At 41.3% G+C, this 17,259-nt stretch carries 17 protein-coding genes; 13 read left to right on the top strand and 4 right to left on the bottom strand.

The features are described 5' to 3' along the window. Window positions 1-168 precede the first annotated feature (168 nt). Window positions 169-1,080: an RluA family pseudouridine synthase gene (locus MPH60_RS17495; RefSeq protein ID WP_241591540.1), complete on the bottom strand. Its 912-nt coding sequence runs from the start codon at window positions 1,078-1,080 to the stop codon at window positions 169-171. Between the two features lie 233 nt (window positions 1,081-1,313). On the opposite strand from MPH60_RS17495, the gene MPH60_RS17490 reads away from it, so the two are divergent. After that, window positions 1,314-1,727 carry a DUF5365 family protein gene (locus MPH60_RS17490; RefSeq protein WP_241591542.1) on the top strand — a complete coding sequence of 138 codons (414 nt, stop codon included), beginning with the start codon at window positions 1,314-1,316 and terminating at the stop codon, window positions 1,725-1,727. 68 nt (window positions 1,728-1,795) lie between these two features. Here MPH60_RS17490 and MPH60_RS17485 read toward each other — a convergent pair whose 3' ends face one another. Both MPH60_RS17485 and MPH60_RS17480 read right to left on the bottom strand, forming a co-directional pair. Next, window positions 1,796-2,266 carry a thioredoxin family protein gene (locus MPH60_RS17485; RefSeq protein ID WP_241591545.1) on the bottom strand — a complete coding sequence of 157 codons (471 nt, stop codon included), beginning with the start codon at window positions 2,264-2,266 and terminating at the stop codon, window positions 1,796-1,798. Next, complete coding sequence (locus MPH60_RS17480; RefSeq protein WP_241591547.1) at window positions 2,266-2,703, bottom strand: disulfide oxidoreductase; 438 nt, start codon at window positions 2,701-2,703, stop codon at window positions 2,266-2,268. Before MPH60_RS17480 ends, MPH60_RS17485 begins: the two co-directional genes overlap by 1 nt. A gap of 190 nt (window positions 2,704-2,893) precedes the next feature. Here MPH60_RS17480 and MPH60_RS17475 point away from each other — a divergent pair, with 190 nt between their 5' ends. The 3 genes from MPH60_RS17475 to MPH60_RS17465 all read left to right on the top strand — a co-directional run bounded on the left by MPH60_RS17475 (window position 2,894) and on the right by MPH60_RS17465 (window position 7,020). Beyond that, a complete protein-coding gene (locus tag MPH60_RS17475; RefSeq protein WP_241615853.1) occupies window positions 2,894-4,441 on the top strand; it encodes a carbon-nitrogen hydrolase family protein in 1,548 nt (515 codons plus the stop codon). 156 nt (window positions 4,442-4,597) lie between these two features. Then, window positions 4,598-6,328 carry a phospho-sugar mutase gene (locus MPH60_RS17470; RefSeq protein ID WP_241593565.1) on the top strand — a complete coding sequence of 577 codons (1,731 nt, stop codon included), beginning with the start codon at window positions 4,598-4,600 and terminating at the stop codon, window positions 6,326-6,328. Between the two features lie 164 nt (window positions 6,329-6,492). Continuing rightward, a complete protein-coding gene (locus MPH60_RS17465) occupies window positions 6,493-7,020 on the top strand; it encodes an NADPH-dependent FMN reductase (RefSeq protein ID WP_241593566.1) in 528 nt (175 codons plus the stop codon). A gap of 128 nt (window positions 7,021-7,148) precedes the next feature. Here the strand turns inward: MPH60_RS17465 and MPH60_RS17460 are convergent, their stop codons facing one another. After that, window positions 7,149-7,391, bottom strand: a complete 243-nt coding sequence (locus tag MPH60_RS17460; protein ID WP_048689737.1) for a YhdB family protein — start codon at window positions 7,389-7,391, stop codon at window positions 7,149-7,151. Window positions 7,392-7,523: 132 nt separating this feature from the next. Here MPH60_RS17460 and MPH60_RS17455 point away from each other — a divergent pair, with 132 nt between their 5' ends. The 9 genes from MPH60_RS17455 (at window position 7,524) to MPH60_RS17415 (ending at window position 17,247) form a co-directional block, all read left to right on the top strand. Then, complete coding sequence (locus MPH60_RS17455; RefSeq protein ID WP_241593569.1) at window positions 7,524-8,492, top strand: M14 family zinc carboxypeptidase; 969 nt, start codon at window positions 7,524-7,526, stop codon at window positions 8,490-8,492. Between the two features lie 49 nt (window positions 8,493-8,541). Next, on the top strand, window positions 8,542-8,862 hold the full coding sequence (locus MPH60_RS17450) for a DUF3889 domain-containing protein (RefSeq protein ID WP_241593571.1): 321 nt from the start codon (window positions 8,542-8,544) through the stop codon (window positions 8,860-8,862). 238 nt (window positions 8,863-9,100) lie between these two features. After that, window positions 9,101-9,982: a radical SAM/SPASM domain-containing protein gene (locus tag MPH60_RS17445; protein ID WP_241593573.1), complete on the top strand. Its 882-nt coding sequence runs from the start codon at window positions 9,101-9,103 to the stop codon at window positions 9,980-9,982. A 481-nt stretch (window positions 9,983-10,463) separates the two neighbouring features. Beyond that, window positions 10,464-11,306 carry a MurR/RpiR family transcriptional regulator gene (locus MPH60_RS17440; RefSeq protein WP_241593582.1) on the top strand — a complete coding sequence of 281 codons (843 nt, stop codon included), beginning with the start codon at window positions 10,464-10,466 and terminating at the stop codon, window positions 11,304-11,306. Between the two features lie 71 nt (window positions 11,307-11,377). Then, on the top strand, window positions 11,378-12,526 hold the full coding sequence (locus MPH60_RS17435) for a M20 peptidase aminoacylase family protein (RefSeq protein ID WP_241593665.1): 1,149 nt from the start codon (window positions 11,378-11,380) through the stop codon (window positions 12,524-12,526). After that, window positions 12,519-13,313 carry a GNAT family N-acetyltransferase gene (locus MPH60_RS17430; RefSeq protein ID WP_241593584.1) on the top strand — a complete coding sequence of 265 codons (795 nt, stop codon included), beginning with the start codon at window positions 12,519-12,521 and terminating at the stop codon, window positions 13,311-13,313. Before MPH60_RS17435 ends, MPH60_RS17430 begins: the two co-directional genes overlap by 8 nt. 13 nt (window positions 13,314-13,326) lie before the next feature. Further along, a complete protein-coding gene (gene menC / locus MPH60_RS17425) occupies window positions 13,327-14,451 on the top strand; it encodes an o-succinylbenzoate synthase (protein WP_241593586.1) in 1,125 nt (374 codons plus the stop codon). A 140-nt stretch (window positions 14,452-14,591) separates the two neighbouring features. Continuing rightward, on the top strand, window positions 14,592-15,671 hold the full coding sequence (locus MPH60_RS17420; protein WP_241593588.1) for a YkvI family membrane protein: 1,080 nt from the start codon (window positions 14,592-14,594) through the stop codon (window positions 15,669-15,671). Window positions 15,672-15,831: 160 nt separating this feature from the next. Beyond that, the gene (locus tag MPH60_RS17415; protein ID WP_241593590.1) at window positions 15,832-17,247 is read left to right on the top strand and encodes a SpoVR family protein; all 1,416 of its coding nucleotides are present in this window, start codon (window positions 15,832-15,834) and stop codon (window positions 17,245-17,247) included. The last annotated feature ends 12 nt before the right edge of the window (window positions 17,248-17,259 follow it).

Raw genomic sequence — 17,259 nt, 5'->3', positions numbered from 1 at the left:
AAAAAATAAAGCTGGCCCACGTGGCCAGCTATTTTTTTATGCCAAAATGAACGGATTGCTTCCTACCTGTAGATAATCCGTCCCGCTGAAAAAAATATGAGCGACAATTCGGATAATATTAATGAAGAAATAAGAACACCGTCCGGTATGGAACGGTGTTCTTAGTGTTTAAATGGTGACATTGAATATTTCAGGTTCGTCAATGAAAGGAGCTTCAACGATCATTTTTTCTTCTGAAATGGGGTGGGTGAATTCAATTTTCCTTGCATGAAGGGCTTGACGTGGAAATGTCCTTTTTCCGCCATATAAGGCATCTCCGGCCAATGGGTGGTTCAAATGACTGAAATGCACCCTGATCTGATGGGTTCGGCCGCTTTCCAGGGTGCAGCTGACGAGCGTCAAGTTTTTCTTGAGATCGCGGTTGAGCACCCGATAGTGGGTGACTGCCGTCTGGCCTGTAGGGGAAACCCTTCTTCTCGTGGCATGGTGGCGGTCGCGGCCAATTTTTTCTTTGATTTCGCCTTCATCTCTTTTAATGTTTCCTTCGACTAAGGCTAGGTAAGTCCGCTTGATTTCCCTTTCTTCCAACATTCTATCCAGCATGGTCCCAATAAGACGGTTTTTGGCAAAAAGGACGGCACCGGTGGTATCTTTATCAAGCCTATGAATATGCTTGATCATACAGGTCTGGCCGGTTTTTTGAAGATGGTGCGCGACACCATTGAGGAGGGAGTGTGCTTCATCCGGCTGAGAAGGATGGGTATCCATTCCAGCCGGTTTATTGGCTATCAACAACACATCATCTTCATATAAGATGGAGATTCCTAAGTCTGCCGCTTGTACCGTTTCATTTTCAGCGTGATCCAATAAGGGGATGCTGATCGTATCTCCTTCATTAAGGATAGTTGACCATGGGAGGGAATTCCCGTTCACTGTCACTTCTTTACTCATCCTCCATTCATGCACTAATTTCTTTGGGGCCTTCCAAAGCTCCCTAAAAAGCTTTTCAATTGTTAATCCATTCCAACCTTGGAGAACATCAATTATTAAATGTTGGTTAGTTATTCTGAAATTTTCCAATAAAAACTCCTACTTTCGACTGCTTTGGTTTTTGATTAAATGAAAAAAATATATAATAATTAAGAATTAGTCATGAAAAAGTAACCTTGGACCTATTGCTGAAATTTCCGTGGTGGAAATTACCACATATTTTTTACAATATTTATGTTATTCTAGTGGGAAAGAAATCGCTTGTCCTAGAATATACATATAATAGATAGGTCTAACGGATCTGAAAAAAGGTGGTTTTTTTAGTGAAGACGGTCTTTTCTTCAACGGAAGAACAAGAGCAAGAAATAGCGAGTCTCGTTACTCGTTTCTACGAATCTGTATTTCCAAAATACTTTACGGAAAGTGAAATTCTTCATTTTCGCGAGATTGGCGTTTTAGAGCCCAATCAAAGTTCAGTTACTTACTTGGCAACATTAAGAGACGCATTTCAAGTAATGGCATGTCTTCAAGTCCTTATGTCGATATTAGACAAACAAAAGAGAGAAGATTTTATGGAACCTGAATCTGAAGAATTGTTCCAACATAACATCACTCTATTGAATGAATGCGGAATATTCTTCCCCTTTTATTATGACCATTTTTCAAGTATAAACCATGAAGCGAATAATGAGATGCAGATGATGGACATCCAGGTGGCGAATCAATATTTAGTATAAGGCAAAAAAAATGAGCCGGCTATAACGGGAGAAGCATTTCCGTTAGGGCCGGCTCATTTTTTCCATCTTTAATTAATATCGTGGTCCTTGAACCATTTCTCGAACGTTTCCTCATCATTATAGCCAACGATCCGTTCTTGTTCTTTGCCATTATTATAGTGAACGATGGTCGGGGTCTTTTTGATGCCATAATCGCTCCATCCTTGTTCAAACTCCAAAAGATTGTATTGAACTAGATCGATTCCCAGCTTTTCTGCCAAAGGAGCCACGATTGGAGTGGTTTTTTGACAATGCGGGCACTCAGGACTATAGAAGTAAACGGTCACATCTTCATTATCCTGGAGGTCCTGCTCCAATTCTTCCGGAAGGATCAAGTTTTGATAATTGGGGTCATCCAGCTGATCGACAGTAGCCGGTTTAAGCTTATCCTTGCCGTATGGATTTCCTTTTGATTTTTCTTCTTTTTTCAAGTTTGTAAAAACGCCCAGCAGGACAAATATCGCGACGATTATCACTAAAAATATAGCCATTTTCTTCATTAAGCTGCAACCTCCTTGGATCTTGTCCATATGATGTAACTGCATATGAAAATAATGATGAATGCAGTCAAGGCTAGGAACGGGATGGTGATGAAACCAAATACGTTTATATATTGACCTGTACATGGAACCCTTCCGCATGCAAGGGTGTGGTCAGAAAAGAATGAAACCTTTTGTATCAAGTAATGGTACGTGGAAATGAATGCACCGATAGCGGATAATATCATCGTATAAAAGCTGATCCAATAATCTTTTCGAATGATGGCAATTCCTAAAATGACCGTAAAGGGATACATGATGATCCGCTGATACCAACAGAGGGCACAAGGTTCATATTGCTTGATTTCAGAAAAATATAAGCTTCCAAACATAGCAATGATGGAAGCAGCCCAGGCTACAAATAATAAGTTTTCCACACTGCGTTTTGTATTGTTCATGGTTCGTCTTCCCCATCTCTTTTTACTCTCATGAAAAGTATAGTATGTAAGGACTGCGTATGTAAAATATATGTTCTTTTAACGGACTATCAGAATGTTTTTATTTGAAATCCATGGGTAGGTTCAGTTGTTTTAATTTTTGAATAAGGGGTATAATTCTTATGGAAGAGATTAAAGGAGTCTGAGGAAAATGCCTAATTTGGACCTGCATAAATATGAAAAAATAATGGAAATACGTAATATGAGGCTAGGAGACATAGATGAAATAATTGCTTTGCAGTCGAGTTGCTTTCCTGGAATGGTTCCCTGGAAGCGAGATCAGCTTGAGAGCCATCTGGCGATTTTTCCGGAAGGACAGTTCGTGGCTGAATATGATGGAAAAGTGATTGGCTCATGTTCCAGTCTCATTATCAATTTTGACGAATATGATGATCGCCATACATGGGACGACGTAACAGATGGTGGGTACATCACGAACCATAATCCGGACGGTTATAATTTATATGGAATCGAGGTCATGGTCCATCCTGAATTCCGCAGGATGAAAATTGGCCAAAGACTATATGATTCAAGGAAAGAACTTGTTGCGCATTTGAATTTAAAAAGCATCATTATCGGGGGAAGGATCCCCAATTACCATAAACATGCGGATGAGCTGTTACCAAGGGAATATGTGAAAGAAGTGCAATTGCATAAAATATATGATCCGGTTCTTTCGTTCCAGCTTTTAAATGGGTTCACGCTTATGAGGATCAATCCGAATTATTTGCCGGATGATCTGCAATCGAATAAGTATGCTACGCTCATGGAGTGGAATAACGTCGATTATCAGCCGAAAACAAAACGTTATTATAAAACATCAGAACCGGTACGTATCTGCGTCGTGCAATACATGCTGCGTAAAATCGATTCATTCGAAGACTTCGCTAACCAAGTCGAGTATTTCACCGATGTTGCTTCGGATGCTAATGCTGATTTCGCCGTGTTCCCGGAATTGTTCACCACCCAGCTGATGTCTTTCTTGAATGAAAGATCACCAAGCTTGGCTGTCCGGAAACTGTCGGATTTCACGGAGCAATACATTGAATTGTTTACCACGTTAGCTGTAAGGTATAACGTCAATATCATCGGGGGTTCCCATTTCGTTAAAGAAGATGATGACAATATCTATAATATTGCCTATTTATTCCGTCGCGATGGGACGATTGAAAAGCAATATAAAATCCATATCACGCCGAATGAAAGAAAATGGTGGGGTATTAACGCAGGTGACCGCGTTCGTGTCTTTGATACGGATTGTGGAAAAATCGCCATACAAATTTGTTATGATATTGAGTTTCCGGAACTCGCCCGGATTGCTACCGACATGGGAGCCAAAATCATATTCACTCCATTTTGTACAGAAGACAGGCAAGGCTATCTGCGAGTTCGTTATTGTGCCCAGGCCCGGGCCGTGGAAAACCAAATTTACACCGTCATTTCCGGAACGGTCGGAAATCTTCCGCAAACGGAAAATATGGATATTCAATATGCCCAATCGGGAATCTTTTCTCCATCGGATTTCGAATTTGCGCGTGACGGCATAGTCGGGGAAACCAGCCCGAACCTTGAGATGGTCCTGATTGGCGATGTCGATTTGGAAATCTTAAGGCGGGAGCGTCAGTCTGGTACTGTAAAGCAATTGAAAGATCGACGCCATGATATTTACCATCTGCATTATAAAGATGGCCAAAAATAAAGAGGTATACGAGCTCGTGATGTGAAGAATGCTGGATTCGGTTCTTTTCATTACGAGCCTTTACTTCATTTATTGGAATAAATGTGATAATTTTGTATATGTAAGGCAGATACATAATAATTACAAATATGAGGCGTTTGGGAGGAGATGTTGGAGATGGACTGGATATCTTTATACACCACTTGGGCAGGGTACCAGAATTTAAATGGGGAATTACGTGTCCTCCTAGATGAAATGCAGCAGGATGAAGCACAACTCGAAGATGCCTTTTATAAAAATTTAGAGTTTGGAACAGGCGGAATGCGTGGGGAAATCGGAGCGGGAACGAACCGGATGAATCTTTATACTGTAAGGAAGGCAACGGTTGGGTTGGCTCAATATATCTCTTCGTTTGGGGAAGAAGCGAAAGGAAGAGGGGCTGTGATCGCTTATGATTCAAGGCACAAGTCCCCGGAATTTGCACTCGAAGCAGCTAAGACCTTGGCAACGTTTGGGGTGAAGGCTTATTTATTCGATGAATTGCGTCCAACTCCAGAATTGTCATTTGCGGTCCGTGAGCTGAATGCTTTTGCTGGGATCGTCATCACGGCAAGCCACAATCCGCCTGAATATAATGGTTACAAGGTTTATGGGTCAGATGGGGCACAATTGCCTCCGGAAGCGGCGGATCAAGTGATCAGCTACGTGAATGCCATTGAAAACGAGCTTGAAATTCAGGTTGAAGAGGCTGAAGTCCTTAAAGGGCAGGGCCTCATCAAAATGGTTGGGGAGGAAGTGGATGCCGCATATAATCGCGCGTTGCTTACAGTTCCCGAGAACCCGCAGCTTGCCGAGGAAATAGATGTGTCAATCGTCTTTACGCCGCTTCATGGAACGGCAAATAAATCCGTCAGGCGGGCACTGCAAAGCTTAGGGTATCAAAATTTGCATATCGTTAAGGAGCAGGAATTGCCAGATCCGAATTTTTCAACAGTTCAGTCTCCAAATCCGGAGGAACCAGCTGCATTTGAAATGGCCATCGAGCTGGGTAACAAGGTGGAAGCGGACCTATTGATAGCAACGGACCCAGATGCCGACCGGCTTGGAATTGCCGTGAGAGACGAGATGGGCAAATATGTTGTCCTGACTGGAAACCAAACAGGTGCCCTTTTCCTGGATTATTTACTGTCCCAGAAAAAAGAAAAAGGGAAGATTCCTCAAAATGGAGCCGTCTTAAAAACGATCGTCACTTCAGAAATCGGGCGTGCGATTGCCGAGTCATATGGCTTGAAAACGGTTGATGTACTTACCGGGTTTAAGTTCATCGCCGAGAAAATAAATCAGTATCATGAAAGCGGGGAAAGCAGCTTTTTGTTCGGATATGAAGAAAGCTACGGTTATCTGATAAAAGACTTCGCGCGTGATAAGGATGCCATTCAAGCTGCAGTGCTTGCTGTCGAGGTCTGTGCCCATTATAAAAAGCAAGGATTGACCTTATATGAAGGGTTGCTGAATGTGTTTGAAAAGTACGGCTTTTACTTGGAAGGTTTGCGTTCATTGACTTTAAAGGGCATTGAGGGAGCTAAACAGATTTCTGGTATATTGAATCAATTCCGTCAAAATCCTCCTTCCCGAATAGCTGGCATTCCGGTAGTCGTTGAAGAAGATTACCAAAGCAGCAAGAAGCGCACATTACTTTCAAATGACGAGGAATTGATCGAGCTTCCGAAATCAAATGTATTGAAGTATTTCCTTGAGGATGGTACATGGGTTTGCCTGCGTCCTTCAGGCACTGAACCGAAAATTAAATTCTATTTCGGTGTCCAAGGTAAATCAATGCAAGAAGCTGAGTCCAAGTTATCAGGAGTCATGGAAGATTTCATGAGCAAGATTGAAGCATTGGTTTAAATGTATTATGAAAGCTAAACGAAAGACTTCTTCGGTCTTTCGTTTTTTTTTTTATGGTATTAGTTGAATGAAAAATCAAAATTCTAGGAAATTCCGTTTCGGTTTTGGTATACTGTATGGGCGACTGATCTCGGAAAACATCGGGAATAATGGAGGTTTAATTCATGAAATTAGTAATCATTAATGGTTCACCACGTAAACAAGGGCGTACGGGGATTGCCTCACGCTACATATCCAAGAAATACGGAGCGGAACTTATTGATTTAAGCAATAGCGAAATCCCTTTATATTCAGGTGAAGGTGAGCAATATCAACTGGAAGTAATTCAAGGTCTTCGGAAAAGCATCGAGGATGCCGATGGCGTAATCCTGACAACTCCGGAATATCATGGTTCCATGAGCGGAGCCTTGAAAAATGCCTTGGATTTTCTAAGCAGCGAACAATTCACGCATAAACCAGTAGCTCTATTGGCTGTCTCCGGCGGAGGAAAAGGTGGGATCAATGCCTTGAATTCCATGAGGACAGTGGGTAGAAGCCTTTATGCAAATGTGATCGCCAAACAATTGGTTCTGGATCCGCATTGCTTCGATTACGAAAATGATGGTTTATTTGAAGAATCTGCGGTACTTGTAGAAGGTATGATTGATGAGCTTAAAATGTATGCAACGGCATATGTTACAATGAAAAAATGATGAAATGAGGGTCAGGTATTTACATACCTGACCCTTCCTTGTTTTTTGGGTTTCACCAGCCAAAGTTATATCCCCGAAAATCAATCCTCTTGTATAATTTTTCCCGTTTTGCAAAAACTATAGTTGATTTAGCTTGGAAGTTCACTTAAATAATCACTTGTTTTTTCAGCTGCATGATCCAGATAGCGAAGCAGTGCATACAGCTGGGATTGAACGATTTGATAATCATGCTCAAACCTGTAAGCGTGCAAAAAATGTTCTATCTTTTTTGAAAGAAAGTGATCTTTCGTTCGAACCATCAATACTAACAAGCTGTCCCAATCAGAACGGTGCGTGTGAAACAATGCCTGATCATAATCAGCAATCCTCATGTTCTTCTCCCCCTTATTAAGGAGCTATTTGTATTTTGTTCAGATATGACAGAACCTTTCCTTACAATAAGTGGTGATGTATTTGGACCGCGGTTGTTGCTTTTTACCTGAATAAAAATAAAAGGTGAGTACATGAGAAAAATAATGGTAATTGGAATATTGGTGCTTCTTTTTTTCCCTGAACCATCGCTGGCGGCAGAAGTGTATTCCCCTGAACAGATGGAAATGGATCTGCAAGGAATCCAAAAGGAGTATGAATTGGACGTTCAAATAATCGGGCAAACTGAAAAGGGGAAAAATATAAAGGCAGTCAGGTTAGGAAAAGGAAAAAGATCGATTTTGCTGGTGGGATCACATCATGGACGGGAATGGCTCAGCTCCAAACTTTTAATGCGCATGCTTGAAGAGTATGCAGCCGCCTATCGAGAGGGCAAATTTGTTGGAGAATATCAGACGGAATCATTGGATGAGGTAAGCATCTGGTTCATCCCGATGCTGAATCCAGATGGCGTCAGCATCCAGCAAGGAGATTTATCCAACTTAAATGTTTTTGAAAAGGCTGCGGTATGGAAAATGAATCGATATAGCAGGAATTGGTCCCGGTGGAAAGCCAACGCTAAGGGCATTGATTTAAATAGGCAGTATCCGGCTGGATGGAAAGAAGTCATGAGTCAGGAAACAAAACCGACGTATCAATTTTATAAGGGACGACAACCACTTGAAGCAGCTGAAGTAATAGCGCTTACGGATTTCACGAAAAAGATCGATCCCCTTATTGCCGTTTCCTATCATACATCAGGAAGGGAAATCTTTTGGCATTACAATAATAAACGGGAAAATATGGCGAGGGATTATGGCATTGCCAAAAAAACTGCCGAATTAACTGGATATGAACTGACCTTTCCGGAAAAAGAAGCGGTAGGAAGCGGATATACGGATTGGTTCATAACTGAATTCCGCCGCCCGGGAATGACGATTGAACTTAGTTATTTAGTGGATGAAACCAATCCGCCATTAACTGTGTTTCCTGAGGAGTGGGAGAGGAATCGATTAGTTGGAATCATGCTTGTAAAAGAAGCGAAGCAGCTGCATAACAACTGAACAATTTTACATAATAATACTAACCGGAAAGTATGAGGAGGAAAAGATTTTGAAAAAAGTCATCGTGATGCTAATGGGGATTTTTTTGATAATGCAAGCAGGGGCCATTTCAGCACAAGCCCAAAAACCCGATTACGAAAAATACGGAAAGATTGCGATTACAGTAGTGCAGGCAGATTATCCTGAAGTTGAAATTACCGATTACGAATATAAGGGCAGAAAAACAGTAGCGAAAAATCTAGTCGAAGACGATTTCAGATTTTTGGTCGAGAATAAAGGTCAGGAGTTCAGTGTCATCGTGACTGTACAACATGATTTGAAAAATGAAAAATTACTTAGTTTGAAGGTCACAGAACAAAAAGGAAAGTGAGAACGGAACAAACGGTAAACTTAAAGGATTCATTACAGAACATCTTCACCTCGAGAAGATGTTTTTTTCTGATTTTGTTTAAAGGTTGTCCGGAAAATGGTGGATATCGTATGAGCTGCCAGTGGGAAATGATGCCAGCCGTTCAGCTTCCATGAAGTTTTCATTGCATTTATGAGCAGCTAACAAGTATAGTAGTATCAGATTGAAACAATAAGCTTGATTGTAGGGGTATTAGAAAATGAGAAAGTTTAAGAAAGTTTATGTGGAAATTACGAATATATGTAATTTGAAGTGTAATTTTTGTCCTAGCTCCAGCTTGCAAAGGACCCTGAAATTCATGGATCCTGAAGGGTTTACGGATGTTATCAAGAAAATCAAACCACACACCGATCATATTTATTTTCATCTGATGGGTGAACCGTTTTTAAATAAAAATTTGGGTACATTCCTGGATATCAGTGCTGAAAATGACCTGAAGGTTAATATTACAACGAACGGTACTTTGATTCAAAAGGTCAAAGACAAGCTGCTCTCCAAAAAAGCCCTTCGGCAGGTGAATATTTCACTTCATAGCTTTGAGGCAAACGATACGAGCAATAGTCTGGACTCTTATGTCAGTAATATTGCCGATTTCATAAATGAAGCAAATGAAAAAAGTGAAGTGATTTGTGCCATTCGTTTATGGAACATGGATACGGCTGAATTAAAAGCGAGCAATGGCCTGAACGACGATATTCTGAGCATGCTTGAGGAAAAGCTTTCATTGGATATTCGCTTAAGTGAGGCTCTTCAGCAAAAGAATAATATAAAGTTGAGGGACCGGGTTTATATAAACATGGCCGAAAAATTCGAGTGGCCGGAATTGGACCGTGACATTATCGATGAAAATATTTTCTGCTATGCTCTAAGAGATCAATTAGGCATCTTGGTGGATGGAACAGTCGTACCTTGTTGCTTGGATAGTGAAGGCAAAATACCGCTGGGAAATATATTTGAAACATCACTTGAAGACATTTTAAATGGTGAACGGGCGAAAAATATGTATGACGGTTTTTCAAGAAGATGTGCAGTTGAAGAATTATGCAAACGATGTGGCTATGCAAAGCGTCATAAAAAATAAATGAAGGAAAACCACGGAGTACATCTTCGTGGTTTCAGACTGTAGACAAACTCGATGAAAACTCAGTTTGCCTGCAGTTTTTTATTTTAAAATGTTCAGTTGATTTAAGAAATCCGCTCCCTTTCCGGCCGGCTGTCTTGGGCTGTTAACGCCATTTATCGACTTAAACCACTCCGTATTCGACCGTTGAGTAATAGTATTCGACCTACCCCGCACAGTATACGGGCCGTTCACGACTTTTTTCGACCTTCACTTCACTATTGGGACTCTGAACCCCATTTTGGCGCCAAACTGAAACCACGGAGTCCATCTTTGGTAATTTTTTTGTGCTTGAAGCATCCCTTTTTTATTAAAAATTCAGAATATTATTGTTTTATTGAAAGTCACGTGATAAAATACTCTCTATTATTGATGAAGCTAAAACTTCATATTGTCATATAAAAAGTATTGGATTCATATCTTGCTTCAGAGGGGATGTTTTATGGATTTACAGCAAAAAGTTAAAGAAGTATTCCCTGATTTATCCACTGGTCAAAAAAAGGTAGCAAAATACTTGTTAGTGCATTCACATACATTTGCCGTCACTTCAGCTCAAGAGCTCGGAAAAGATATAGGGGTGAGTGAAACGACCATCATCCGCTTTTGCTATTCATTAGGGTTAAGTGGATATGCTGAGCTTCAAAAGCTTATTCGCAATCAGTTGATATACGAGAGCAGCAGTTTGAATGAATATCATTCCTCAAAACTTGAAGCGGCGAGTCAGCCAAACTTCATGGCTCAAGTGATGGGGCAGGATATCATCAGCATCGAAAAGACAATGAAAAATTTATCAAATGAGGATTTCTCCAAAACAGTCGATAAATTGGCGGCAGCTGACAATGTTTTGATATCAGGACACCGTTTATCATTTTCGGCAGCACACTGGTTAACCTTTACACTTAGGCTTGTTAGGGAAGAGGTTCATTTATATCGGCCTGATACTGATGATATATTTTTACTGTTGAATAAAATGACTGAAAATTCCGTTTTTGTAGCCATTTCATTTCACCGCTATGTTAAAGAGACTGTGAAAATAACGGAAATGGCCAAAAAGGCGGGTGCATTTGTAATTGGGGTTACGGATTCCGAACTTGCTCCGATTGCTGAATACACTGACATTTTACTGCCCATTTCAACACCAAGGACTTCCACGATCGATACGGCACCGGTGCTATTTTCATTATTGAATAGTTTAGTAGCTGGTGTATCGATTAAGGACGAACAGGGTTTCAAAGAAAGAAAGGCTATATATGATGCGTTCAATCAAGACGATTATTTCTTTTGAGGAAAAACTTCAGCCAGTTTATGGTGAACAAGCCGATTAAACCGGGAAACAAGGGGGAGACAGAAATGGATATCACACAATCTATCGAAAAATTAAGGCCGCGGATACTCGATATCTTTGACCATTTACACGCAAATCCTGAAACGAGTTGGAATGAAGTGAATACAACAGCTTTCATTTCAAAAATTTTAGAGGAGAATCAGTGTACGGTGAAAACATTCGAGGACTGTACAGGAGTGATTGGGGAAATCGGGGATGGGAATTTCACGGTCGGGTTACGATCGGATATCGATGCACTTTGGCAGGAGGTGCATGGGACGTTTCAAGCCAATCATTCCTGTGGGCATGATGGTCATATGACCTTGGCACTTGGAGTATTCCTGGTATTGAGGGAAATGGACTTTCGTCCTAGAGGGAAACTGAAGTTCATTTTTCAACCTGCTGAAGAAAAAGGTACGGGCGCCTTGAAGATGATTGAAAAAAAAGTATTGGATGATGTCGATTTCCTTTATGGAGTGCACTTAAGACCGGTTGAGGAGGTGAAGGATGGGCAAGCATCGCCAGCCATTATGCATGGAGCTGCTCAGTTCATTAAAGGTGAGATAGCGGGAACAGATGCGCATGGAGCCAGACCGCATCAAGGACAGAATGCCATCGAGATAGGAGCGGCATTCATCACCTTGTTAAATGGTATCCATCTCAATCCGTCCATCCCTTATTCCGTAAAAATGACGCAGTTTTTTGCTGGCGGCGAAAGTTCCAATATCATCCCGGGGAGAGCCACTTTTTCACTGGATTTACGGGCACAGGATAATGCAGTGATGGAGGAGCTCACCAAAAAGGTGGAAAAGGTTGCAGAATCTTTGGCCATTGTCCATGGAGTCGAAGTGAAACTCGAACCGGGAACCTGTGTTGCTGCAGCAACCGTGAACGATCAAGCCCAGGAAATAATGTCTGAAGCGATAGCTGATACACTCGGGGAAGAAAATCTGGCAGCGCCTGTCATAACAACCGGAGGAGAGGATTTTCATTTTTATACGTTGAAAAGACCTGAACTCAAAGCGACGATGCTTGGATTGGGCTGTGATTTGGCTCCAGGGCTCCATCATCCGAATATGACGTTCAACAAAGATGCTTTGTTATCGGGGATTGAAATCCTGGCCAAAGCCATCATACTGACTTTCAAGAAATATGGAGACGGGGGCCACTTACATGACTGATAAATTAATCATTAAATCCCTATCCACACTTGAGGATTTACAAGAAGTGCAGCGACTGGAAGCCCTCGTATGGGGCATGGATTGCGTTCCTATCCATCAGACGATTACGGCAGTCAAAAACGGCGGGCTTGTTTTAGGCGGCTATATCAATGGCCATTTAGTCGGGTTTCAATACAGTTTCCCGGGATTCAAGGACGGAAGGGCATATCTTTGTTCACATATGTTAGCCATCCATCCGGACCATCAAAAGAAGGGCTACGGCAGATTACTTAAACTAGCACAAAAAGAAGAAGCACTCAAAAAAGGCTACGACTTGATCACATGGACGTATGATCCATTGGAAAGTGTGAATGCAAACTTGAATATCGGTAAGCTAAAAGCTATTTGCTCTACATATATGGAAGATTGTTATGGAAATATGAAGGATACCCTCAATGAAGGACTGTCCACTGATCGATTCATGGTGGAATGGAATATACGGCAGGAAGCTAAGGAAGGGATTCCGCTTCCTGATAAAGCCATGCACATCGTAACGACAGCAATGAATGACCAAGGCTTTCCTTACATCAAGGATTATCATTTCGAAACCAATGCCAAGGTAATTGCCATACCCATTCCGACGGATATTCAACAAATCAAAAAGGCTGATCTTCGCCTTGCGATTGATTGGCGGTTAAAAACCGGTGAATTATTCAAAGCGTTTTTTGCCAAAGGATATGTTGCAGCCGGGATCGAACGGGAACAAGGTGAAAACATTCAAAACTATATATTAAAAATACAAGAATAAGAGGGGAATCGGGATGAAAATAACAGAAGTGCGTTTACGTCATGTAAATATGGATTTGGTAGCTCCCTTTACAACAAGCTTTGGAACGTTTGTGGATAAGGAGTTCATTCTTGTGGAAGTGAAAAATGGAGAAGGGCTTTCGGGCTGGGCTGAATCCGTGGCGTTTTCAGCCCCTTGGTATAACGAAGAAACCATAAAAACCAATTGGACCATGCTGGAGGATTTCCTGATTCCGCTTGTATTGGATAAAGAAATAGAGCATCCCCGTGATGTATCGGATATGTTCTCGCATATTCGTAAAAATAATATGGCAAAATCGGCAATCGAGGGAGCCATCTGGGATTTATATGCGAAAGAAATGAATATTCCATTAAGTATGGCTTTAGGCGGAAAACTGGAAAAAATCGATGTTGGAATCAGTATCGGCATCCAAAAAACGGTACCTGAATTACTCGCGAAGATAGAAGCTGGATTGAAGGATGGGTATAAAAGAATCAAAATGAAAATACAACCAGGTTGGGATGTAGATGTAATCAGGGAAGTACGCAATCGATATCCCGATGTTCCGATCATGGCGGATGCAAACTCGGCCTACCGTCTGAAAGACATCGAATTACTGAAACAACTTGATCAATTTGATTTAATGATGATCGAGCAGCCCTTGTCATCGGATGATATTGTCGATCATGCCACATTACAAGCGGAAATCAAAACACCGATTTGCTTGGATGAAAGTATACATTCCGTCGAAGATGCAAGAAAAGCCCTTGAATTGGGAAGCTGTAAAATCATTAATATTAAGATCGGCAGGGTTGGCGGTTTAACGGAAGCAATGAAGATACATGAATTATGTAAAGAAAGGAATGTACCGGTTTGGTGCGGAGGCATGTTGGAGTCTGGTGTGGGGCGTGCCCATAATATCGCTTTGACAACACTTGAAAACTTCACGATGCCTGGTGATACGGCAGCATCGGCGAATTATTGGCATAAAGACATCATCCAACCGGAGGTTACAGTGGAAGATGGGGTCATAACCGTTCCAAAGGCGGCAGGCATTGGCTATGAAGTCGATTATGCTGCGGTCGATGAATTCACTTCCTATAGTAAAAGATATACAAATAAATTAGAGTTGGTATAAAACAACCTCCCAGTTTCATGGATATCAGTACGTTAACTTGAAGCTGGGAGGCAATTAAAGAACAGGATCATGGTGAAAGGGAAGATATTTCTTTTAACTTAAATTATCAGAATAATCATATAATTAGGGTGGTATTTGATATGAAAAACAGTATAAATCTTGCAGGAGCATATATCGGGATCATCATTGGAGCAGGTTTCGCTTCAGGACAAGAAGTATTACAGTTCTTCACGAGTTTTGGTATCTACAGTGTATTGGGAATTGTGGTGGCTACAGCATTATTCGCGTTTTTAGGCATGCAAGTTACCCAGTTGGGGAGCACTCTCCAAACTCGTTCCCATAAAAGCATCATCGATCATATTTGTGGCCGCTATATAGGCAGGGTGGTCGATATTATCATCACATTTTTCTTATTTGGCGTTACAGTCATCATGATCGCCGGTTCCGGAACGATTTTTGAGGAACAATTCGGGATTCCAAGTATAGTCGGTGCAATCGTCATGACGGTGCTCACGATTGGTACGCTTTTACTTAATGTTAATAAAATAATGTCCATCATTAGTGCCATCACACCATTTTTATTCGTTATCATGATCATTATTTCAGGTTATTCATTTTTCACATCCGATCTAAGTTTCAATCAAATCATTTCATCTTCAAGTAAAGGAACTGCTGCAGCCGGGAATTGGGTGATGGGTTCATTACTTTATGTTTCATATAATATGACTGCCGGAATTGCCATGCTAGCCGTAATGGGAGGGACCTTCAAGAATAAGAAAGAGGCTGGTATGGGAGGAATTCTAGGAGGTATCGGTTTGGGGATCCTGCTATTCTTGATCAATTTGGGGATGATGTCCGATTTGAAGGGCATAGAAGGCTCAGGAATGCCCACCCTTCATTTAGCGAATCAGATTTCTCCATGGTTGGGATATATCCTATCAATCATCCTTTTAGGAATGATTTATAATACCGCTGTCGGGATGCTGTATGCATTCACCGCAAGGCTCGTGCCTGCCGAAACGAAACGCTTTAAAATATCCGTGATTATGGTCGGGATACTCGCCTTCCTTGCAAGTTTCGTTGGCTTTATAAAATTGGTTGGGACGGTATATCCAGTCACAGGATACTTAGGTTTTGTCATCATTGCAGCGCTCATCATTTCCTGGATCCGTTCTAAAACGAAAAAAGAGGCTGTGAATACGGAATTCGCGAAATTTTAATTTCAAAGGAACTGAGTGCAACTGCAAGAAACTTTTGGCCTGACATCTTCTTCATGGAGGTGTTTTTTTTCAGTTATCGAGGACCTTTCTCATGATCACGGCATTTTTCCTCCTTTTTTTCATACATTAGTTTAAAGGCGAAAGACAAGGGGGATATCGGATGAATGAAGCGGAGCAAAAGGCTCTGGAATATGCCATTAGTGAAATTACCGAAATAGCAACAGGGTTCGGGTTGGATTTTTACCCGATGCGTTATGAAATTTGCCCTTCAGAAATCATTTATACATTTGGTGCCTATGGGATGCCTACCCGTTTTTCTCATTGGAGCTTTGGGAAGCAATTTCATAAAATGAAGCTGCAGTACGACTTTGGATTAAGCAAGATCTATGAACTGGTCATTAACTCTGATCCTTGTTACGCTTTTCTGCTGGACTCCAATTCACTTGTACAAAATAAATTGATTGTTGCCCACGTTTTGGCGCATTGTGATTTCTTTAAGAATAATATACGATTCAATAATACTAAGAGAGATATGGTAGAAAGTATGTCGGCAACGGCAGAAAGAATCCGTGAATATGAAATCCTGCATGGCAAAAAGGAAGTGGAAACCTTCCTTGATGCACTTTTAGCCATTGAAGAACATATCGATCCGTCGCTGATGAGACCAAAGCTTGCCTGGACGATGGAGGATGAAGAAGAAGAAGAGGAAATAAAACCGACAGCCACAAAATACGATGATTTATGGAACCTTGATAATAAGGATAAACCGAAGAAATCCAACATTAAAAAAAGAAAAAAATTCCCGCCAAGGCCTGAAAAGGATATTATGCTTTTCATAGAACAGTACAGCAGGGATTTAACCGATTGGCAACGGGATATCATGACGATGATCAGGGAAGAGATGCTGTATTTCTGGCCGCAGCTGGAAACGAAAATCATGAACGAAGGCTGGGCATCCTACTGGCATCAGCGCATAATCCGTGAATTGGATCTATCCTCAGGGGAAGCCATTGAATTTGCGAAACTGAACGCAGGCGTCGTTCAGCCATCACGGACCAGCATCAATCCTTATTATCTCGGCTTGAAAGTGCTTGAAGATATTGAAGAACGCTATGATAATCCAACCGAAGAAATGATCAGGCAGGGCGTCAAGCCTGGATCTGGCCGGGAAAAGATGTTCGAAGTCAGGGAAATCGAATCGGATATTTCCTTTCTCCGCAATTATTTAACGAAAGATCTGGTCATGCGGGAAGATATGTACTTATTCCAAAAGCAGGGCAAGGATTATAAAATCGTCGATAAGTCATGGGAACATGTTCGTGATCAACTCGTCAGTATGAGGGTTAACGGCGGATTCCCCTATATCACAGTAAATGATGGGGACTTCATGCGCAATGGGGAACTTTATCTAAAACATTGGTATGAAGATATTGAACTGGATCTGAAATATCTCGAAAAAGTCATGCCATATATCTATCAGCTCTGGGGCCGCCCCGTGCATATGGAATCAGTCATGGAAGGAAAAGAAGTCCTGTTTTCCTATGATGGAAAAGGTATTCACCGAAAATATTTATAAAGCAGAAAAAAC

It is taken from the genome of Peribacillus sp. Aquil_B1 (assembly GCF_022603275.1).
Taxonomy (GTDB): domain Bacteria; phylum Bacillota; class Bacilli; order Bacillales; family DSM-1321; genus Peribacillus.
The sequence above is the reverse complement of the archived record's forward strand: the minus strand, read 5'-3'. Positions and strand labels throughout refer to the sequence as shown.